This is a genomic window from Virgibacillus subterraneus, from assembly GCF_900110695.1.
GTDB classification, from domain to species: Bacteria; Bacillota; Bacilli; order Bacillales; family Amphibacillaceae; genus Lentibacillus; species Lentibacillus subterraneus.
The window spans coordinates 643,832-663,711 of sequence record NZ_FOEH01000001.1; the positions used below are offsets into that span (position 1 = coordinate 643,832).

The window sequence follows — 19,880 nt, forward strand, 5'->3', positions numbered from 1 at the left end:
GATCGAGCAACCCTCAAACTCGATCGAGCAACCCCCAAATTCGAGCGAGCAGCACCCAAACTCGAGCGAGCCGCCCCAAACTCGAGCGAGCAGCCCTCAAACTCGAGCGAGCAACCCCAAACTCGAGCGAGCAGCCCTCAAACTCGAGCGAGCAACCCTTAAACTCGAGCGAGCGGCCCTCGAACTCGAGCGAGCCACCCTCAAACTCGAGCGAGCCGCCCCCAAACTCGAGCGCTAGAACTTTCCAAGGATGTAGATTTTCGGCGCAGGCCGAAAATCCTCTACTAAATTTCAATAGGTCATTTTCTGCTAAAGCAGAAAATACCTTTCTCATAAGTACTATCGTTTCCAAAGCATGAAAAGTGGCATCTGCATCGAAAAAATATTTATTTAACCCTGATGCCACTTTTTTCACGCGGGTATCGATTGTAATAGTAGCAAAGGGGTACGCGCAGCTTCTGGTTCCCCGGAATGTTTAAAGACCTATTAAGGACTTAATATTAATACTATAATGATTAACAATGTATTAGTTTCTTAGGGGCATGGTTAGCGAAAGCACAGAACGGGGGGAAATAAATGGATTTTAGTAACCTTAACTACTATGTGCCATCAAAAGTTTCTAATAACCCGCAAACAATCTTAAAAGATTTAATTGTATATGGTGCAACACCAGCAGGAATCACGGCTTCTATTCAGGCAAAAACAATGGGACTGACGGTTGCTATCGCTGAATTTGGTTATCATATCGGTGGGATTACTGCTAGTGGACTTGGTGCAACTGATTTAGGCGCAAAGGATGCGATTGGTGGTCTTTCAAGAGAATTCTATAAAAAAATTGGGAAGTATTATGGTAAAGAAGAGCAATGGACATTTGAGCCAAAAGCTGCCAAGCATGTATTTAAGAGTTGGATAGAAGAGTATAATATACCAATCTATTATGGCCAACATCTTAAAGAAGTTGAGATGAAAGATAAAGAGGTCAATGAAATTGTGATGGAAAACGGCAATACATTTAAGGGAGCATATTATGTAGATGCTAGTTATGAAGGAGATTTGATGGCAAAATCGAACATTTCCTACACGGTGGGGCGCGAGTCAAATGCAACATATGACGAAACATATAATGGTGTTCGTTTTGGTGAGCCAAATCATAAGTTCGAAGAGCCAGTTGATGCATATATCATAGAAGGTGATAAGGAAAGCGGACTCTTGCCTGGAGTGACCGAGGATTCCACGCCCCAGGTATCTCAGGGAGACGGGGATCACCGTATTCAATCCTATAATTTTCGTATTTGCCTAACAAGAGTTCCTGAAAACCGCGTTCCGTTTCCAGAACCCCCAAAGTATGATCCAAATAGATATTTCCTTTTATTACGTTATATCACTGCAGGTGTATGGGATGCTATGAATCTTCATATAATGCTTCCTAATGGGAAGTCTGATTTGAATAACTATGGGGCTGTATCAACTGATAATATTGGAATGAACTATCAATGGCCAGAAGGTAGTTATCATACTCGCGAAGAGATTTTTCAGGATCATGTGAATTATAACTTAGGAATGTTATATTTTTTGTCCAATGACACGCGAGTTCCATTGCATATTCGTGAGGAGGTTTCACAGTGGGGGTTGCCAAAAGATGAATTTGAAAATACCGGGCACTGGCCACCGCAATTATATATTCGCGAAAGCAGAAGAATGATATCAGATTACGTAATGACAGATAATAATTGTCTAGGAAAAACGCGTGTTGATGATTCGATTGGACTTGCTTCCTATCAAATGGATTCACATCATGTTAGACGAGTTGTGCTGGATGGAGAATGTGTCAATGAGGGGGATGTTGAAGTTCCCATTTCACCGTATCCGATTTCCTATCGTTCCATTCGTCCTCGTGCAGATGAATGTACGAATTTATTAGTTCCAGTCTGTTTATCAAGTTCCCATATAGCCTACGGGTCAATCCGCATGGAACCAGTATTTATGATTATTGGTCAATCAGCAGGAGCAGCTGCTGGTCTTGCTTTTAAAAATAAAACATGCGTGCAAAACATAGACTATAATGAACTTAAAAAAGAACTTTATAATGCCGACCAATGGGATCCTACAATAGAAGATGACCCACTCGAACGAATGAAAAATACGTTTGGAAAATAAAAAAGGTCAATGTATTGAATACACAATACATTGACCTTTTTAGTTAGTTCTGATTTGTCCATAGATTGATATCATCAAAATAAACGGTTCCAATTTGATAGCTTGTTATATATGCATAGATCCGTACATATGCAGCATTATCAGGTGCGACACCTTGCGTGTTAACTTCCTCCCATTGGCCAAGCATGGTCTCAAAATGGTTAGCATAGTTAGCGACTTGGTTACCATCTTTATCGTAAAAGCGTAACAGAAAGCTTGCTGAACCTTCTTCAGTAAAAGCTTGGGTTGAAGCCATATACTCAACGCCAGGTTCAACATCAATTTTATCACTGTACAGTGCAACAGATGCAGATCTTACATTATCATCAATCTTTAAACTATTGTTTCCACTAAAACTGCGTTCATCCGTAACTTCATAGTAATGGTTTTCACCTTCTTGAAATGCAGAAGTCCACCCAGGTATAGCCTCATCTGTCAAAGGTTCCTCAAAGCCAGGATTTATTAGTTGTATGGAATTCACTGGTGGTTCATCTTCTCCAGATGATAAGGTTGTGATAAGGTTCTCGACTTTAGAATTCAATATATCCTTTGCATCATCTGAAATAAATTCTTTCATAGAATCGTTGTTCAGAAGTTTAAGCAGATCATTCAGATGCTTAACAGCCTGGCTTGTATCATCCTTATTTAGATGGTGTTTTGCTTGTTCCAACTTATTAGTCAATTGAGAATAGACTGGTTCCGCAATGTCTTCTGAGGTGTGATAACCGTCAAGAATTTCCTGTATAAGGCCAGCGCTTGTTACCTCAACCTTATATAGAAGTGTACGGTTAGATGGAAGCGAGTAGTATATGTTTCCATCGTCCCCTATTGTAAAAGATTTTGCATCGGTGATCTTATGACTGACAAATGTTTCAGGGTCTATTGCAGTTAGATTATTATCAAATTTTGCATACAATATATTGTTTGACCATTCAAGATCAATTGTTTGCCAGTCAGCGTAATAAAGAGCTCCATCAGGATAAATCTTTTTGCTTTTTACTACATTTAACGTGTCGGGATCCAATGCAAAAATAATGTTATTTGCAGCACCCCATAACAAACCATTTTTACCAAAGGATAAGTCGCCAATTGTCTGTGGGCTGTCTAAACCTTCAATTGATAGTGATATTTCTTCTATTTTCTGTTCATTTTCTACATCCCACTTGAAGATTTTGGCCTGTTCAGCAACTGGGTCTATCCCCAGACCGCCGTTAATGGTGGTTGTGCCATAAACAATACCATCCTTATAGGCTAAGCTAGCAATGCTTTGATTTTCTACTATATTACGGTAGACTGTTTGTTCTCCTGTCTGGTCATATAGCGTCAAAGCACCACCTAGCTTACCATAATCGGGAATACTTCCGATAAACGTTTTTCCATCTCCGCTGGTTATATCACTGATTCTATCTTGTTCTTTCCCAATTTGAAACAGCTGCTTAGGATTGTTTTCTGTTGGTTCTTTCTTTGTGTCATATTCAAAAATTCTTGCCCCAGGATAAACGCCAAATAGCATTTTATCTCCAACGGCATGCATGCTATCTCCCTGTCCTAGATTAAAAGAGACAGTCGAGTTATCAACCGGATTAAAGATAGCTCCTTCTGTGGCTTGTGTACCAGTAATATATATGTTTCCATCGGGACCATTCTTTACTTTACTCATAATCGCTGGGGCCCCTTCTACTAAAGAAGGGCGCTCTATAACCTGGTTTGTCTCGATATTAAAAATTGTTACACTGCCACTCCAGTTAATGGTAACGAGACTTTTACCAGGTAGATCCGGGTCGCTTAGTTCAACCCAATCCGCTCCTCGCAGGCCACTGCCATATCTCATACCTGTGTCATTTATCTCCAGTGTGTTTAAATCGATCGACATGAATTTATCATCTGGTGTCATGTAATACACTAATCCATTGTATGATTCTTGTTCTACATGCAATCCTCTAACGTTTGGAACGACAACATCAAGCCACTCTTGCGTTTCTGTATCGTAAATGTAGCCATTGTTGGTGTCATTATACCTGATAAACAAATAGCGATTATCCACTCTATCCATGTCGTATACGGTGCCTGTCTCATCCAAAGATGATGCAATGTTTGATTTCTCTCCTGTTGCAATATTGTATTTGATTATTTTATCTTTAGCAGTTCCGGCATAAATGTTTCCCTCAATGTAAGCGATTGATCGAATATATTGCCTTGAAGACTCATCAATCATTTTTCCATAATCTGTAACTTCTTCACTTTCCGGATTAAATTTATACACTTTTCCGCCTGGATAGGTTCCAACATATACATTTCCTTCAGGGTCCGATGTTATCGAATAAGGAAATGTTTGCCCTGGGAAGGTAGCGACAACCTTGGCATCCTTCGTTTCAGGAGAATATTTCCAAAGCTTTGCGCCCCCGCCAATAGTAGCTATATACAAGTCACCATCGACTGTAACCTCATGTGCCCATGTACTCTCGGCACCTTCAAGGGTAATCGTCCGCAGCAATTCATAACTATCTAGGTCTACCACATTAAGCTTGGCAGGTATTCCCTTAGCGGTAGTATACATGACGTTATTGCCATCTTCTTTTCCAACTGCTCCATCGAAGATACTAACTGTTCCAGTGAGAGGTGCTAATACCTTTTCGGGTTCCCCGTAAGTGGTGTTAGCAAGTTCTGTTGATTCCTGACCCGAGTTTGCTTGTGTGAGCGATGGAAGTCCGGCTAAGACAAGTACTAACAATCCTGCTAATAAATAGGACCATTTGTTTGAAATAGGCTTTCCTTTCATTAATATCTCTCCTCATTTATTATCGTTGATATTGATAAAGTTTATGGTCTCTGGCGAAGTAGAAGTTTCCATTAGCATCTTGTGCGAATAAAGTTGCATTTTCAGCTAGCGTTTCTTTTTCCCATGTTTCCGGATTTACTTTGAAAAGTTCATTATGTGTCTGACCATAAAGGTTCCCATCATCATCAAATGTTAACGCTCCTCCGCGCCATAGGTGACCAACTCTATCCCAATTCAATGAATATAACTCTTCGTGCCGAACGATTTGGTTGGACTGTGTGTCATATTTAAACAGAACACCTGATGTTAATCCCCATAGGTTTCCTTCATCATCAAGGGTTAGTGCTGAAATTGCTTTTTCACCAGGTACTGGAACGGTCTCTAATACTTTTTGTTCATTCTCCATATCCCAGATGAATAATTTTGCTTCGTCTTCAGTTGGTTGGATTCCTAGTCCTCCCCAAACCGAAGTTCCTCCATATACTAATCCGTCTTTATAAGCAAGTGAGATTACACTTTGGTTTTCCACGACGTTTCGATGGAAGGAGTATTCATTTGTAGTGGGATCAAAGATAGTTAATGCTCCGCCTAGTTTTCCGTAATCAGGCACAGTACCGACCGCCAGTTTATCGCCAGCAGAAACTAGTGCAAAAGGTCGATCTTGTTCTTTATCCTTCAAGCTGAAGTGCTCTACTGGATTTTTACCTAGCTCATATGGGTTATCAGGATTGTATGAAAAAAGCTCTGCTCCTGTATAAATGCCCATATACAATCTGTTATTATGCGTTACCATACCTTCAATTTGCCCCAAACCTTTATACTCTGTAAGTTGATCTGCTTGATAATCGAACTCAGCAAGCCCGCCGGAAAAATAACCACCTACAAATATATTTCCGTTAGGTCCTTGAGTTAGGGATTGAATATCAACCGGTTCCCCCTTGATCTGTCCAGGTGTGATTTCAGTGTTACCGGTTATCGGGTTATATTTTCGGATTTCCCCGTTCCACGATATGGTTGCTAATGTCTTACCTGGAAATTCCTTTGTGCCGAGATTAATCCAGCCAAATCCTCTTGCCGAAAAGAGGTCGTCAAATCCTGTCGCTTTTAACTCAAGCGTATTTAAATTATAAGAATAGAGCTGTTCATTTCTGATTAAATAAATGTTGTTCTTTGGCCCCGCTTGGGAGACATCTATTCCATTCGCATCTTCAATCTCGTCAATAACTTCCATTGTTTTCAAGTCGTATACAAGAATAGTGCTAGCGCCAGTGACTCTGGCAAATAGTTTATTGCGGACAACGTTAATATCGTATACATTTGTTGCCCCTGAAAACTTGTCAGGCAGTGGTATTTGCTTGGTTTCTCCTGTCTCTGTATCTAACTCGACAAGATTTGCCCCATTGGTTCCAACCCCGGCATATGCCTTGTCTTTATAAATATCTATACTTCTAACGTATTGCTGCCCTTCAACCATTTGACCATAATCACGGAACTCGTCCGTTTCGGGATTATATTGAAATACTTTACCGCTAGGATATGTCCCGCCATAAATGTTACCGTCCTCATCGGAGCTAATGCGCCATATGAATGATTCACCTGCAAGGGGCTTTCCAAGGTTTTCAATTTGATCGCTGCCTGGTACATAACGGTATAGCGTGCCGTTTGAGTAGGTCCCCATATAAACATTTCCGTCTGGGTCTACTGTAAGTGCCCAGCTGTTACTAGCGCCTTCCAAAGAAAAGCTATTAATCAGTTCACCGGATTCAGCATTCACAACATTAAAAACAGCAGGCGACCCTCCGGAGACTGCATAAATCCAATCTTCTTCACCATCTGGGCTTTTACCATAGGCAGCTCCAGGAATTGAAACAGCATTTAAAGCAGTTCCAATTTCGCGTACGTTACTTTCTGCTGCTTCTGTACTTTTGTTTTCAACAACACCTAAATAAATAGTGAATAGCAAAGGTAATGCCAATAGAAATATTACTTTACGCATCTTAATAACTCATCCTTTCCATTGTGAATTGTTAAAAGTTAAACCCTAGTCCGGATTCACCTCCAATTATTCGGTTTTCCTATTACGAATGATTGCCTTCACATAGAAAGCGTTTTCAATTTTCTCTATAGTTAATATTTTTAGACAAGTACCGACCTATAACAAGTCTTTTAAGAGTCCTTATGTTAATTAGGACAAATGTACTATGTGAAACTAACTGCAACTAAAAAAAAGGTCTAACCCTTGAGGTTAAACCTTTCCTTTAATATCACTCTATACCTGTTTAAGTTAATCCTTTCCTGCGCTCAATTTTCCTGAAAGCTCTAAAACTAGTCCATGTCATCGCAATTGCCAAAAGACTCCCACTAAATAACGGAATTATTCCTGGCAAAAGTGTGATTGCAAAGTATAGTAATACAATCGAAACAGCACTTAGTATGGTTTCGATTGGGGAGGTTATTGCAACTAAAAAAGATTGTTTAATATATTGAAAGAATTTCAAGTCAAAATGAACGAACACAGGAAAGAAAAATAACAAGGTCACGGCATATGAAATAAGAATAAAAATTAATACTGGAAGCAGATAGGCTAATTTACCATCGTTCAGCTGCAGAAAAGTAAAGTCGTAATAAAGGATGAACCGACAGTAATAAATAATAAACCTAAGCCATTTGCCTTTATAAAATCAGTGCGAAAAACTGTCCAGAATGCTGGGAAGATCTTAAAGTTACTTTCTTTGCGCATCCATTTGCGGACAACTGTAAACATTGCCACGGTTGCTGGAAACAATCCGAAAATCACTAGTCCTCCTATTGTAAATAAAATCCAAAGTAAATTTATGTAAGCTAATTTGATCATCCAAAAAGCAGCCGTATTAAACTTTTCCCAACCACCGAATGTCATGTTGTTCCCCCTTCGATTAAGCATGCAGTTATATCATTATTGTTTATCCACAAAATTTCTAATATTTTAATTCATTATATGGGTGTCCAAAAATCATGTCAACACAGTTGAAAAAATACGATTTTATCCTGGCAGGAAATTTAGTTTTATTAAAGACACTTTAGTGACTTGTCTCTAGACGGAAAAAAACATAGAATAATAGCAAGGCAATGAATATTTTGATAATTAAATTATTTTTAGAAAACATGGCTTTCTCGCCAAGCCTTAAAAGCGAAAAGCCTAGTTGCACTTATGCAGTAATTCTTAACTGCAAAAAAATAATTTCCTGCATCCCATTCATTCTAATTGTACATATATGACAGCGCTTTCTATATTAAAGCGGTTTGTATGCTTCAAAAATAATATGCAGGAATTCTAAGGGGGTGTCTGTTCATTTTGTTATAGTGTCTTAGATTGTTATGTAACAAATTACTTAAGTAGAGAGGGGTTTAATTAAGATGAAGAAACTAAGCATTTTTTTACTACTAATTCTCTTGGGAACTGTATTAGCAGCTTGTAATTCAGATGAAGATGCCGCTGCAACTGATGGAGAAGTATCCGGGGAAATAACGGTATGGGTTCATCCATATACATCTGACGCGAATGAAGAAGAAGCGATGTGGGATGAAATCGTAGCATCTTATGAAGAAAAGTTTGATGCAACAGTAACAATTGAAACAATTCCGTGGGGTAACCGAGATCAAAAGATACTTACGGCTCTAGCGGCTAATAATGGTCCAGACGTATTTTATGCTATTCCGGATCAAATGCCACAGTATGCAGATGAGGGTATGTTATTGGAGCTTGACCCATATTTAGAGGATAACAATATGGATGATTTCGTAGACACTGCTTTGGTTTCAACAAAATGGCAGGATAAAACATATGGTCTTCCAATTTTGCAGGAAGCATATACGCTTTTCTATAATGTCGAAGTAGTTGAGGCAATTGGTAAAGATCCTGAAAATTTACCGTCAACGTGGAGCGAATTTGAAGAATGGGCAAAAGCAGCAAAAGAAGAAGGATACTATGCATATAGCTATCAAGGCGGAGGATCAATGAATGGAACGTTATATCCTTTCCTTTGGCAAGCGGGTGGAAAAGTTATAACACAGGATGACGAAGTGATGATAAATAATGCTGAAGGTGTAGAAGCTTTTGAGTTCATCAATAAAATGTATGAAAAAGGATGGGTTCCTGAAGATTCAATTACTGCTATGAATCATGACGCAATCTGGAATGCGGATGAGATGTTAGCCGTACAAGGTTCGGGGATTTCATTAACAAATTTACAGGAAAGTGGTTTGGATTTCGTTATTGCGCCACCGCTTAAAAATAAAGAGCAAAGAACATATGGTACAACAGGGATGTTCGTTGTTCCATCAAATAGTGATAATCCAAATGCAGCAGCAGAGTTTGTGAAGACAGTTACCAGTGCAGAAAATCAAAGAAGATTTAATACAGTAACTCAGTATATTCCGGCAAGGGAATCTGCAAAGGATATCTTTGATGATCAGAAGTATTTGAAGCAGCTTTCACAATACACACAATATGCGTTACCAGGAGTAATTCATCCAAAGGGACGTAATATAATGCCAATGATTCAGGCTGAAGTTCAAACAATGATGGAAGGCGAAAAAACTCCACAAGAGGCTGCAGATGCAGCAGCAGAAGCTATAGAGGCTGAAATTGCCAAATAATAAAGTCTAGATAGAACAGGGAGTTTGGCTGACACTTTTAGCCAAATTCTCTGTTACTAACTTACATATGAAATAAGGTGATTACACTGAATAATGCAGACAAGATCAACGAAGAAATAGAATCCCATAATAAAGGGAAAATCCCTTTAAAAGATCGGATAAAGCGAAATAAAGGTAATAACTCTAATTCCAATAAGCCAAAACTGCCACTTAAAGAAAGAGTGAAAAAGCAATGGGATCGAAATGCAATTGTGTATATTTTTCTTGTGCCTACATTACTTCACTTTATAGTTTTTCAGGTGTTCCCATTTGCATTCAGCTTTGTTCTGACATTTTTGGATTGGAAAGTAATCGGGGATCCGGAATTTGTAGGGCTTAAGCATTGGATAGCGTTTATGAATGATGGATTAGCTTGGAAAGCAATTTGGAATACAGTTCTATTTTCCATTTATTATATCGTACCTACTATGTCACTTGGGCTGATCTTAGCGTTAATCATTAACTCAGGCGTTAAAGCATCAGGGTTGTTTAAAGGAATCTTTTTCTTACCAGTAGTCACATCCTTTGTAATTATAGCTGGTATCTGGGGATGGTTATTCCGAGGTACAGAATCAGGTATGGTGAACTATGTGTTAAGTTTTTTTGGAATAGATACACAATTATTTTTAGCAGACTCTGATCAGGCGCTAATGGTGTTGGCTGGGTTAAGTATATTTAAGGTTGCCGGAAGTACAATGATTTATTATTTTGCAGGGCTTCAATCAGTAGATAAACAATTGTATGAAGCAGCACGGATTGACGGGGCATCTCCTTTACGGATATTTTGGACTATAACCTTTCCGCTGCTAAAGCCGATTCATTTTTACGTGGCAATCATTACAACGATAGGATCGTTCCAGATTTTCGATTCCACATTTTTACTTACAGGTGGAGGACCAAACTACTCAACAACGACAATTGTATTTTACTTATACCAACAAGGGTTTGCAGGGCTTAACTTAAGCTATGCTGCTGTTCTGTCCTATGTATTGTTCTTTATAATTTTGGTTATTTCACTAATCCAAAGAAAGTATTTGGGACAAGAGTCGAATCATTATTAATCATCAGGTCTTTCTGGAAGGGAGATTAGAAAATTGAAAAAAACGATCACATATACCTTATTGTTTCTATTAGCCTTTAGTTTCCTCCTGCCGTTTATCATTATGGCCCTGGGATCGTTTAAAGATATGAAATATGCTTTGCTGGACCCGCTTTTTTGGATACCAGAAGATCCTACTCTCAGTAACTATATATACCTTTTTAATGACGGAATTTTTCTTAGGTGGATTTTTAACTCATTGGTTATTACCATCATTCCTGTCTTCAGTCAGATGTTATTTTGTGCAATATTGGGGTATATTTTTGCCAAGAAAAAATTCCCCGGCAGAGAATTAATATTTTGGATATTTATGGGCGTAATAATGATTCCGCAGCAGCTGTTAATTATTCCAAAATATATTATGTTTGCAGATTTCGGCTGGATTAATACGTATTGGGCTTTAATTATTCCTGAACTTTGGGGTATTATGGGAGTATTTTTAGTACGGCAATTCCTGCAAAATATCCCGAATGATCTGGAAGAGGCTGCACGTATTGATGGTGCTAATGATATTAAAGTATTCTTTAAAGTTATCTTGCCCTTATCAATACCAGTAGTTGCAACAGTGGGGACTTTCTCGTTTATATCAAATTGGAATGACCTATTCCAGCCTTTGATATATATGACAAAAGAAGAGATGTTTCCTGTGACAGTTGGTTTAGCATCGTTGCTTGGTAAAGAAGGGGATTTCGGTATTGAAATGGCCGGGTCGACACTTTCATTTGTTCCGACCTTCATTATATTCCTGTTCTTCCAGCGTTATTTCACAGAAGGAATTCAGATGTCAGGGCTAAAATAAAAGGTATTATCGCTAACTGAAAGGCGGCAAAATATGTCAGACAACTTGAAGGTCGGCATCATTGGGTTAGATACATCGCATGCTGTAGCCTTTACAAAATTACTTAATGACCCTTTGGAAACATATCATGTACCTGGTGGAAAAGTTGTGATAGCTTTTCCTGGTGGTTCCCCTGATTTTGACCTTAGTATCTCTCGTGTAGAGGGTTTTACAAAGGAACTTCAGCGTAAATATGATGTTAAAATTACTGACTCTATTGAACTTGTAGCAGAAGAAAGTGATGCAATTTTATTAGAATCAGTAGATGGAAGAGTCCATTTGGAGCAGTTGCGAAGAATTATTTCCTATAAGAAACCAATTTTCGTCGACAAACCGTTTAGCCTGCAGTCAGAAAAGGCTGCTGAAATGGTTGAACTTGCTTCAGTTTACCAGACTCCAGTTATGAGTACGTCTGCTCTTCGTTATGCAGATGCATTGGTAGAAGTATTATCAATGTCTGATAAAGGAGAAATAATAGGTGCTGATTGCTTTGGCCCAATGGAACTGCAGGAGAAGCAACCGGGCTTTTTTTGGTATGGAATCCATTCGATTGAAATGCTGTTTGCGATTTTAGGTGAAGGCTTCCAGTCAGTAACCACCACAACAAACAATGAACATGATGTTATTGTTGGACAGCGGCAGGATGGGCTTTTTGGAACTGTTCGGGGTAACCGTAAAGGTAACAAGCAATTTGGAGCAGCAATTCACTTTGAACAGGGTACCGAATATGTCGATATAAACACCAGTGCGAAGCCTTATTATGCCAGCTTATTAGATCAGATAATGGATTTCTTTCAAGATGGAATCCCTAGAGTTTCGTTAGCCGAAACAAAAGAGGTAATTCGATTTATTGAAGCGGCGAACGAAAGTAGAACTACTGGAAAACAGGTTTTAATTTAGGAGCAGGTGAAAATATGACCTCAATAAAATTTGGCATCATAGGTGCTGGTGTATTAGCGCCTTTGCATGCCAAAGCAATTGTATCAAATCCCCAGGCTGAACTTGTGGCGATATCGGATATTGATGAACAAAAGGCCGCTGTTTTAGCTGAGGAATTTGGCGTAGCAAAAACGTTTACCAATTACCACGAGATGCTTCAAGAACAGATTGATGTTGTCTGTCTATGTGTGCCAAGCGGTATGCACGCGAAGTTTGCACTTGCGTGTGCCGCAAAAGGAAAGCATATTTTATGCGAAAAGCCTTTAGATATCAGCTTCCAGCAGATGGATCAGATGATTCATGCGTGTAACCAAGTAGATGTAAAATTAGGTGCTGTTTTCCAAAGGAGGACATTGCCACATTTTATCGCTGCCAGGGATGCTAAAGAAAACGGATTGTTAGGAAACATGATGATGATCCATGCATACTTAAAATATTTTCGTGATGATGATTATTATGCAAGTGCTGGCTGGCGTGGTAAATGGGAACTTGATGGCGGCGGAGCACTGATGAATCAGGGTGTTCATGGCATTGACCTTTTACAGTGGATTGGCGGAGAGATTGAAAGTGTGTTTGCTTATAATGATACATTAGCTCGCACAAATATTGAAGTCGAGGATACTGCAGTTGCTGTGGTGAAGTTTAAACATGGTGGATTCGGGACAATTCAAGGTGCGACTTCCGTATTTCCGGAACAGCAGACATCCATTGAAGTCAATGGTGACAAAGGAACAGTAAAAGTTTCCGATACTACTGTGGACATTTGGGAATTCATGAACAATGATAGAGAGCTTGAGGAGCCACAATTGCCTCAGGATGATCATGACGGACACTCCATTATTGTTGGTGACATGATTGAAGCTATTTTAGAGAACCGTGAGCCTATGATATCTGGGATTGAAGCAAGGAAATCAGTTGAAATTATTTTGGCAATATATGAATCAGCTCGCTCAGGTCGTGAAGTAGTGCTTTCGGATTTCCACCCTTTTAAAACGTAAGGAGGTATTTGATTGACTTACAAGCTGCATATGTTAAATGAGCAAGGTATACCTTCTCTTATTAATGGTGTTGACAGTCCAAAAGATTGGCTGAAAAAAAGGTCAGATATCTTTAAGCGGTGGCAGGATATGATAGGCAAACTTCCTGAGAGGGTTCCGTTAGATTTTACAATACATGCAGAGATAAAAGAAGATGGCTTTATCAGACAGCATGTCACATACAACACAGCTGACGCTGATACTGTTACGGCATACTTACTGATTCCAAAGGGAGCAGAAGGGAAAGAGCTGCCAGCATTACTTGCGTTGCATGGAACAGATGAAATGGGGAAGGATTCGATAAGTACAAATAATGCCAAACATTTTAAAAATTATGCGACTGAACTGGTCAAAAGAGGCTATGTCGTATTAGCTCCAGACGCTTTAACTGCGGGAGAACGGATTAAAACAGGTGAAAAACCGTTTCATAATGCTTATTTTTATCGTGATTTCCCGCAGTATTCATCGATTACTGCCAAGAATCTTACCGATCATCGGCATGGAATAGATTTACTCGAATCCCATCGGTTTGTTGACAGGAATCGTATCGGAGCTATTGGTCATTCATTCGGTGGCTATAATGCTTATTACTTGGCTGGAATAGATGCCAGGGTTAAGGCTGTTGTGACCAGCTGCGGATTTTCTATGTTCACTGGGGATTATCGCCCGCAACGCTGGGCTGACCGCGATTGGTATACACATTTTCCAAAATTAACACCAATGATAGCAGAAGGGGATATCCCTTTTGAGTTTCACGAGATTTTGGCTCTTGTTGCACCGAAGCCAATGTTTAATTGGAGCGGACAAAGTGATCCAATTTTTCCGCATTGGAAATCGATTGCCAGCGGATTGCATAATGTGTACCAGTTATATGAAAAGCTGGGTTATCATGACCGCTTTACATCGTTGCTTGGTGCTGAAGGACATGATTTCCCACCGCACATACGAGAATCTGCATATCAGTTTTTAGATAAATGGTTGGATCATAATGTCAACTTTTGAAGGAGTAATCAATTTATGCGAATAACAGCTATCGATGTTTTTCCTTTAAATTTACCGATGCTGCAAAACTTCTCCATTTCTGGTGGGCAGGTTGGGAGCAAGAATGCTGGTGCGCCACATGTTTATGTACGTATAACGACTGATGACGGCACGGAAGGCTGGGGAGAAGCACGGCCAAGTCATCGCTGGAGTTATGAAACATTGGAAACAGTGGTAAGTACGATTCAAAACTATTTTGCTGAGTCATTAATGGGTATGGAATTAGTTGATCTGGAGGAAATTCACAGTGTAATGGATCAGCAGATATCATCAGGAATAACACGCGGTCAGCCGATAGCGAAGGCGGCAATTGACATGGCTGTTATGGATGCTGTCGGAAAAAGTTCCAAACAACCACTTGCGCATGTATGGCTGTCACCACAGCAAAGGAAAATTGCCCTTTCCTATTTAATTAGTGTCACAAACGTTGAAGATGCTGCAAAAAAGGCACGAATTGCGAAGGACCAGGGATATACAGGTGTTGACGTAAAAATAGGATTAAACCCTGAAAAAGATATTGAAATAATAAAAGCTGTAAAGGAAGTAATACCTGAAGCTTATTTTCGTGTAGATGCTAATCAAGCTTACCGGTTAAAAGAGGCGATGCGTTTAAGCAGGGAAATGGAGAAGATTGGAGTCAATGTATTTGAGCAGCCATTAGAGGCTGGCGATTTACTAGGACATGCAAAGCTTCGGGGATTTACAACCATTCCTATCGCTTTAGATGAGAGTATATGGACGCCTGAAGACGTCGTTCGAGCTGTCCGATTAGAGGCATGTGACGCTATTGTCATTAAAGTGACGAAAATGAGTGGCCTCTCACGAGCGAAACAATGTGGTGAAATTGCTCAAGCTGCTGGAATGGAATTAATCGGTGGAGGGTTAACGGAATCATCATTAGGACTCTATGCGAGTGCACAGCTGTTTCAGGCGTTAGGGATTACATCACCAGTCGATCTGAACGGCCCACTATTTTTAGCAGATGATCCCTCTAAGGTAAAAGCTGAGATTGAACATGGCGAAGTTACACTGCCTGATGGATTTGGAATAGGATGGGAAGTTGATACTGCTAAGCTAGAGAGGCTATCAGTATAGCAGTGTACTAGAGTTGGGAGAAAGTGGCTTAGCCGAGCGAGAGCATGCTGAACTCGAGCGACTGTGCGTTGAACTCGAGCGAGCAGCGCCCAAACTCGGGCAAGGAGCGCGCAAACTCGAGCGACAACGCGCCAAACTCGAGCGAGCAGCGCGCAAACTCGAGCGAGCAGCGCCCAAAGTCGAGCGACAGCGCATCAAACTCGAGCGAACAGCGCGCAAACTCGAGCGACAGCGCATCAAACTCGAGCGAGCAGCACCCAAACTCGAGCGACAGTAGGCCAAAGTCGAGCGAACAGCGCGCAAACTCGAGCGAGGAGCGCATCAAACTCGAGCGACAGCGCGCCAAACTCGAACGAGGAGCACTCAAACTCGAACGAGGAGCACTCAAACTCGAACGAGGAGCACTCAAACTCGAGCGAACAGCGCGCAAACTCGAGCGACAGCGCTTCAAACTCGAGCGACAACATACATTAAAAGGACTTATTTCAGCTGTTCATCCATTATAAAAGTAAGACGATAGATTCGGCGGGGTCTGCCTTTATAGGTTACTTTTTCCTCACCAATAATCTCGACTAGTTCAGCATCCATCCATTTTAACAAGATCCGGTGTGCACTTCTAATCGTTATTTTAAGAGTTGTAGCCAGTTCTTGTGCAGTATAATCGATGATTCCGTAGCGGGCAACACGTGCCATTAGCTTTGTCATATAGGATGCAGACATACCAGCTTTTTCAGCTCGCTCCAGCAGTTGTGCATCCGTAATAGCTAAATCATATCTTTCGTATTGTGTGTTGGTAGTAATATCGACCGGGCCTAAGACACTTTTATCTTCGCGGACAATATAACAAACATCGCCGCCCAGTTCTTTTGACTGACGTAATGCTAACCGTGCGTGAGTGCCTGCCTCGGCAGCAGAACTTCCAAAGCCGACACCAATACTTAGCGTGATTCCAATAGCATTATTTGTATCTTGAAGTAAGGGTATGAACTTATATCCTCTGGTTTCACGTTCAAAAATGCCGCGTGTAGTGATGAATGAATATTCTTCTCCGCCGAGATTTATTAAATGTCCATCAAGCTGTTTTATGTAATCGAGGAGAATTTGCTGGATGTTTAATTTTAGTAATTGTATATCATGTTCTGATTTATATTTTTCAGTGACTCTTTTAAAGTCATCAACGTTTATTAACCCAAAAACAATTTGTGATTCTTTGTTCCGGCGGGTATTTGTTGCAAGTAAAGCACGTTCTAAGGAAACAATCATGTCCTGTTGTGTAGGTGTTACCCACTCGTTTGGAATATTCATTTCTGACAATCTAATAGAAACCTCCTGTATTCCTGTAAGTACAATTGATCCATCAGACTTATAGTTTTCAATGTGGAAATTCATAATGTCTTCAATCAATTTTGGTTTGGAGTGGTTAGGAAATACTTTAAACTCATAGTTTTCTTCACCTAATTCGACGAGTATTTTTTCGACATATTTTTCTTCAATCGTATCGACTGATAAACGTTTTAAACCATAGTTGCTTTTAATAAGAAATAGTGACCTGTACAGTCCGGTACCCATTAATGGAACATGATGAACAGGGATTGAGAAATCTAACGATTGCTTGGCGAGATTGTATAAATGGAACTCTGTAAACACTAGAACATCAACATCATGCATTAACTCTATTGCTAAATCTGTAATTGCAGTGTCAGCTTCAACAACACCAAAGACTGGTTTAAAGTTTGGAAAAGATTTTAACGTTTCTTTTGTTTGGTCTAGGAGGGACTTTGATCCGATAATGCCAATATTAATTTCTGAACTATCATCAACTCGTTTATTAATTTGCATAAAATCATCTCCCTTAGAAAGACAAATGTATAGACATGTCTTTTAGTCATCATTATATTTATAATACTTTTTATAATTAGAATTGTCAAAATTCAATACCTTGATGAATTTCCAGAGTCTATCTAATAAAGACACATTCAAGACTTGTCTTTTAATGGAATTGTTCATAGAATAATAAGTATATTATCTGAAATTTCAATCGAAAAGAGAAAAAACATAAAATAAGTAGGAGTGGTTAAATGAAAACGATCTCAGAGTTAGAAAAGTTTATGACAGAACCATCTGAAGAATTAATTGAAGACCTTTCAAAATTGGAAGGTGATATTATGATATTAGGTATTGGCGGGAAAATGGGACCTTCAATGGCAAAATTAACGAAAAGAGCTATAGATGATGGTGGCCTGAATAAAAAGGTAATTGGTGTATCAAGGTTTTCTTCCGGAACGTTAAAAAAAGAATTGGAGGACTTTGGTATTGAAACAATCTCAGCTGATTTGCTAAATGAGTCCGACCTCCAATCACTTCCAACTGCTAAAAATGTCATTTATATGGCTGGGAATAAGTTCGGAACTGTTGGAAATGAGCATTTCACCTGGGCTATGAATGCGTATTTACCAGGTAGGCTTGCTGAAAAATTTGCTGATTCACGTATGGTCGCTTTCTCAACTGGGAATGTATACCCCCTTGTAAATGTATTAAGCAGCAATTGCTCTGAGGACACACCTGTTAGTCCAGTTGGAGAGTATGCACAATCCTGTTTAGGAAGGGAACGTGTACTCACCCATTTCTCACATAAAAATAAAACACCGATGCTGCTATTCAGATTAAATTATGCAATTGATCTCCGATATGGTGTGTTACTGGAAATTGCCAAACAAGTATATAATGATCAGTCTATTGATCTTGAAATGGGAAATGTCAATGTCATTTGGCAAGGTGATGCAAATGAATATGCTGTTCGCTCCTTATTATATACGGAAGCCCCACCCAAGATATTAAATGCCACTGGCCCAGAAACAGTATCCGTTCGCTGGCTTGCTGAGGAATTTGCTAAACGATTTGATAAAGATGTCAACTTTTATAACGAGGAAAACCCTACTGCCCTATTAAATAATGCTTCTCAAGCACATAAATTATTTGGATATCCAAAAGTAACGATACAGCAAATGATTGACATGACGGCAGAATGGCTGAAGAATGATGGCTCTACATACGACAAACCAACTCATTTCCAAGAACGGCAAGGGGCATTTTAAATGTTAAAAAGTCCAGTAAAAAATTATTTGCATGAAGGCGCGTTTATTCCAGCACATCCATTAGCCTTAACAGAAGAAAGAGAACTTGACGAGCGAAGTCAGCGAGCACTTACCCGATATTATATTGATGCGGGAGTAGGGGGGCTGGCAGTTGGGGTCCATACAACCCAGTTTGAGATCCGTGATCCTGCGTTTAATTTGTTTGAAAAGGTGTTAGCACTTGCGATTGAAGAGATGGAAAAGGCCCAGGTACCAGATTCATTTATTAAGATTGCTGGGATTTGTGGACCTCAAGATCAAGCAGTTAAAGAAGCAGAATTTGCTAAAGAAATCGGTTATGATCTTGGATTATTAAGTATGGGAGGTTTACAGTCTCATACAGAGGAAGAATTACTTGATAGAACAAAAAAGGTAGCTGAAATTATCCCTGTTTTCGGGTTTTACCTGCAGCCAGCTGTTGGTGGAAGAGTATTTTCGTATGATTTCTGGAGAAAATTTGCGGATATTCCTAATGTGCATGCGATTAAGATTGCTCCGTTTAACCGCTATCTTTCGCTTGATGTGGTAAGGGCAGTATGCAACTCCCGAAGAAATGAGGACATTGCTTTATATACCGGGAATGATGACAATATCGTTAATGACCTATTGACTACTTACAATGTAGATGTCGATGGGGAAAAGGTAGAAAAGAAGATTGTCGGAGGTTTACTGGGGCATTGGTCAGTATGGACAAAGAAAGCAGTAGAAGTATTTGATGACATAAAAAAGTTACAGCATAACGATCATATCCCAAGTAAGTTGTTAACATCAGCACAGGAGATCACAGATGCAAATGCTGCCTTCTTTGATGCTAAAAATCAATTTAAAGGGAGTATTGCCGGGATTAATGAAGTGTTAGCCAGACAAGGCCTGCTTCAAGGAAGATGGTGCCTACTGGAAAAAGAAGAATTAGGACCTAATCAAATGGAAGAAATAAATCGTGTATATGCAGCATACCCGCATTTACATGATGATGAATTCGTGAAAAAGAATCTTTCAAAGTGGTTCAGCTAGTAATGTAAGAGTTTTATGGAAGGAGTAAAGG

Annotated in this window: 16 protein-coding genes; 10 read left to right on the plus strand and 6 right to left on the minus strand. The window is 39.6% G+C overall.

Annotated features, from left to right (window positions below; translation table 11 throughout):
• Positions 1–13: 13 nt before the first annotated feature.
• A complete protein-coding gene (locus BMY13_RS19400; RefSeq protein WP_175476693.1) occupies positions 14–406 on the minus strand; it encodes a hypothetical protein in 393 nt (130 codons plus the stop codon).
• A 170-nt stretch (positions 407–576) separates the two neighbouring features.
• Between BMY13_RS19400 and BMY13_RS03075 the strand changes: the two genes are divergently transcribed.
• Positions 577–2,157, plus strand: a complete 1,581-nt coding sequence (locus BMY13_RS03075; RefSeq protein ID WP_092502441.1) for an FAD-dependent oxidoreductase — start codon at positions 577–579, stop codon at positions 2,155–2,157.
• 43 nt (positions 2,158–2,200) lie between these two features.
• Here the strand turns inward: BMY13_RS03075 and BMY13_RS03080 are convergent, their stop codons facing one another.
• The 3 genes from BMY13_RS03080 to BMY13_RS19665 all read right to left on the minus strand — a co-directional run bounded on the left by BMY13_RS03080 (position 2,201) and on the right by BMY13_RS19665 (position 7,874).
• Complete coding sequence (locus BMY13_RS03080; RefSeq protein WP_092502443.1) at positions 2,201–4,975, minus strand: FIMAH domain-containing protein; 2,775 nt, start codon at positions 4,973–4,975, stop codon at positions 2,201–2,203.
• A gap of 19 nt (positions 4,976–4,994) precedes the next feature.
• A complete protein-coding gene (locus BMY13_RS03085) occupies positions 4,995–6,971 on the minus strand; it encodes a ligand-binding sensor domain-containing protein (protein ID WP_092502445.1) in 1,977 nt (658 codons plus the stop codon).
• Between the two features lie 603 nt (positions 6,972–7,574).
• A complete protein-coding gene (locus BMY13_RS19665) occupies positions 7,575–7,874 on the minus strand; it encodes a YesL family protein (RefSeq protein ID WP_245735989.1) in 300 nt (99 codons plus the stop codon).
• Between the two features lie 497 nt (positions 7,875–8,371).
• Between BMY13_RS19665 and BMY13_RS03095 the strand changes: the two genes are divergently transcribed.
• From BMY13_RS03095 to BMY13_RS03125, 7 genes are all read left to right on the plus strand, one after another.
• Positions 8,372–9,613 (plus strand): sugar ABC transporter substrate-binding protein, encoded by a 1,242-nt coding sequence (locus tag BMY13_RS03095; protein WP_092502447.1) that lies wholly within the window; start codon positions 8,372–8,374, stop codon positions 9,611–9,613.
• A gap of 203 nt (positions 9,614–9,816) precedes the next feature.
• The gene (locus BMY13_RS03100; RefSeq protein WP_092503414.1) at positions 9,817–10,713 is read left to right on the plus strand and encodes a carbohydrate ABC transporter permease; all 897 of its coding nucleotides are present in this window, start codon (positions 9,817–9,819) and stop codon (positions 10,711–10,713) included.
• A 33-nt stretch (positions 10,714–10,746) separates the two neighbouring features.
• A complete protein-coding gene (locus tag BMY13_RS03105; RefSeq protein ID WP_092502449.1) occupies positions 10,747–11,550 on the plus strand; it encodes a carbohydrate ABC transporter permease in 804 nt (267 codons plus the stop codon).
• A gap of 33 nt (positions 11,551–11,583) precedes the next feature.
• Positions 11,584–12,489 (plus strand): Gfo/Idh/MocA family protein, encoded by a 906-nt coding sequence (locus BMY13_RS03110; protein ID WP_092502451.1) that lies wholly within the window; start codon positions 11,584–11,586, stop codon positions 12,487–12,489.
• Between the two features lie 14 nt (positions 12,490–12,503).
• Positions 12,504–13,526: a Gfo/Idh/MocA family protein gene (locus BMY13_RS03115; protein WP_092502453.1), complete on the plus strand. Its 1,023-nt coding sequence runs from the start codon at positions 12,504–12,506 to the stop codon at positions 13,524–13,526.
• A 12-nt stretch (positions 13,527–13,538) separates the two neighbouring features.
• The gene (locus BMY13_RS03120) at positions 13,539–14,567 is read left to right on the plus strand and encodes an alpha/beta hydrolase family protein (protein WP_092502455.1); all 1,029 of its coding nucleotides are present in this window, start codon (positions 13,539–13,541) and stop codon (positions 14,565–14,567) included.
• Between the two features lie 15 nt (positions 14,568–14,582).
• Positions 14,583–15,701, plus strand: coding sequence for a mandelate racemase/muconate lactonizing enzyme family protein (locus BMY13_RS03125; protein ID WP_092502457.1), 1,119 nt, complete (start codon positions 14,583–14,585; stop codon positions 15,699–15,701).
• A 28-nt stretch (positions 15,702–15,729) separates the two neighbouring features.
• On the opposite strand, the gene BMY13_RS19165 is transcribed toward BMY13_RS03125, so the two are convergent.
• The gene (locus tag BMY13_RS19165) at positions 15,730–16,026 is read right to left on the minus strand and encodes a hypothetical protein (RefSeq protein WP_175476694.1); all 297 of its coding nucleotides are present in this window, start codon (positions 16,024–16,026) and stop codon (positions 15,730–15,732) included.
• A 155-nt stretch (positions 16,027–16,181) separates the two neighbouring features.
• Complete coding sequence (locus BMY13_RS03135) at positions 16,182–17,540, minus strand: GGDEF domain-containing protein (RefSeq protein ID WP_092491560.1); 1,359 nt, start codon at positions 17,538–17,540, stop codon at positions 16,182–16,184.
• Positions 17,541–17,779: 239 nt separating this feature from the next.
• Here BMY13_RS03135 and BMY13_RS03140 point away from each other — a divergent pair, with 239 nt between their 5' ends.
• Both BMY13_RS03140 and BMY13_RS03145 read left to right on the plus strand, forming a co-directional pair.
• Positions 17,780–18,796, plus strand: a complete 1,017-nt coding sequence (locus tag BMY13_RS03140) for an NAD-dependent epimerase/dehydratase family protein (RefSeq protein ID WP_092491561.1) — start codon at positions 17,780–17,782, stop codon at positions 18,794–18,796.
• Positions 18,797–19,849 (plus strand): dihydrodipicolinate synthase family protein, encoded by a 1,053-nt coding sequence (locus BMY13_RS03145; RefSeq protein WP_092502461.1) that lies wholly within the window; start codon positions 18,797–18,799, stop codon positions 19,847–19,849. It abuts the gene before it with no gap.
• Positions 19,850–19,880: the final 31 nt, after the last annotated feature.

Bases quoted from the DNA above. Each gene is read 5' to 3' on its own strand.
- BMY13_RS03075 (WP_092502441.1), top strand. From the start codon at position 577: ATGGATTTTAGTAACCTTAACTACTATGTGCCATCAAAAGTTTCTAAT.
- BMY13_RS03080 (WP_092502443.1), bottom strand. From the start codon at position 4,975: ATGAAAGGAAAGCCTATTTCAAACAAATGGTCCTATTTATTAGCAGGA.
- BMY13_RS03085 (WP_092502445.1), bottom strand. From the start codon at position 6,971: ATGCGTAAAGTAATATTTCTATTGGCATTACCTTTGCTATTCACTATT.
- BMY13_RS19665 (WP_245735989.1), bottom strand. From the start codon at position 7,874: ATGACATTCGGTGGTTGGGAAAAGTTTAATACGGCTGCTTTTTGGATG.
- BMY13_RS03095 (WP_092502447.1), top strand. From the start codon at position 8,372: ATGAAGAAACTAAGCATTTTTTTACTACTAATTCTCTTGGGAACTGTA.
- BMY13_RS03110 (WP_092502451.1), top strand. From the start codon at position 11,584: ATGTCAGACAACTTGAAGGTCGGCATCATTGGGTTAGATACATCGCAT.
- BMY13_RS03115 (WP_092502453.1), top strand. From the start codon at position 12,504: ATGACCTCAATAAAATTTGGCATCATAGGTGCTGGTGTATTAGCGCCT.
- BMY13_RS03125 (WP_092502457.1), top strand. From the start codon at position 14,583: ATGCGAATAACAGCTATCGATGTTTTTCCTTTAAATTTACCGATGCTG.
- BMY13_RS03135 (WP_092491560.1), bottom strand. From the start codon at position 17,540: ATGCAAATTAATAAACGAGTTGATGATAGTTCAGAAATTAATATTGGC.
- BMY13_RS03140 (WP_092491561.1), top strand. From the start codon at position 17,780: ATGAAAACGATCTCAGAGTTAGAAAAGTTTATGACAGAACCATCTGAA.
- BMY13_RS03145 (WP_092502461.1), top strand. From the start codon at position 18,797: ATGTTAAAAAGTCCAGTAAAAAATTATTTGCATGAAGGCGCGTTTATT.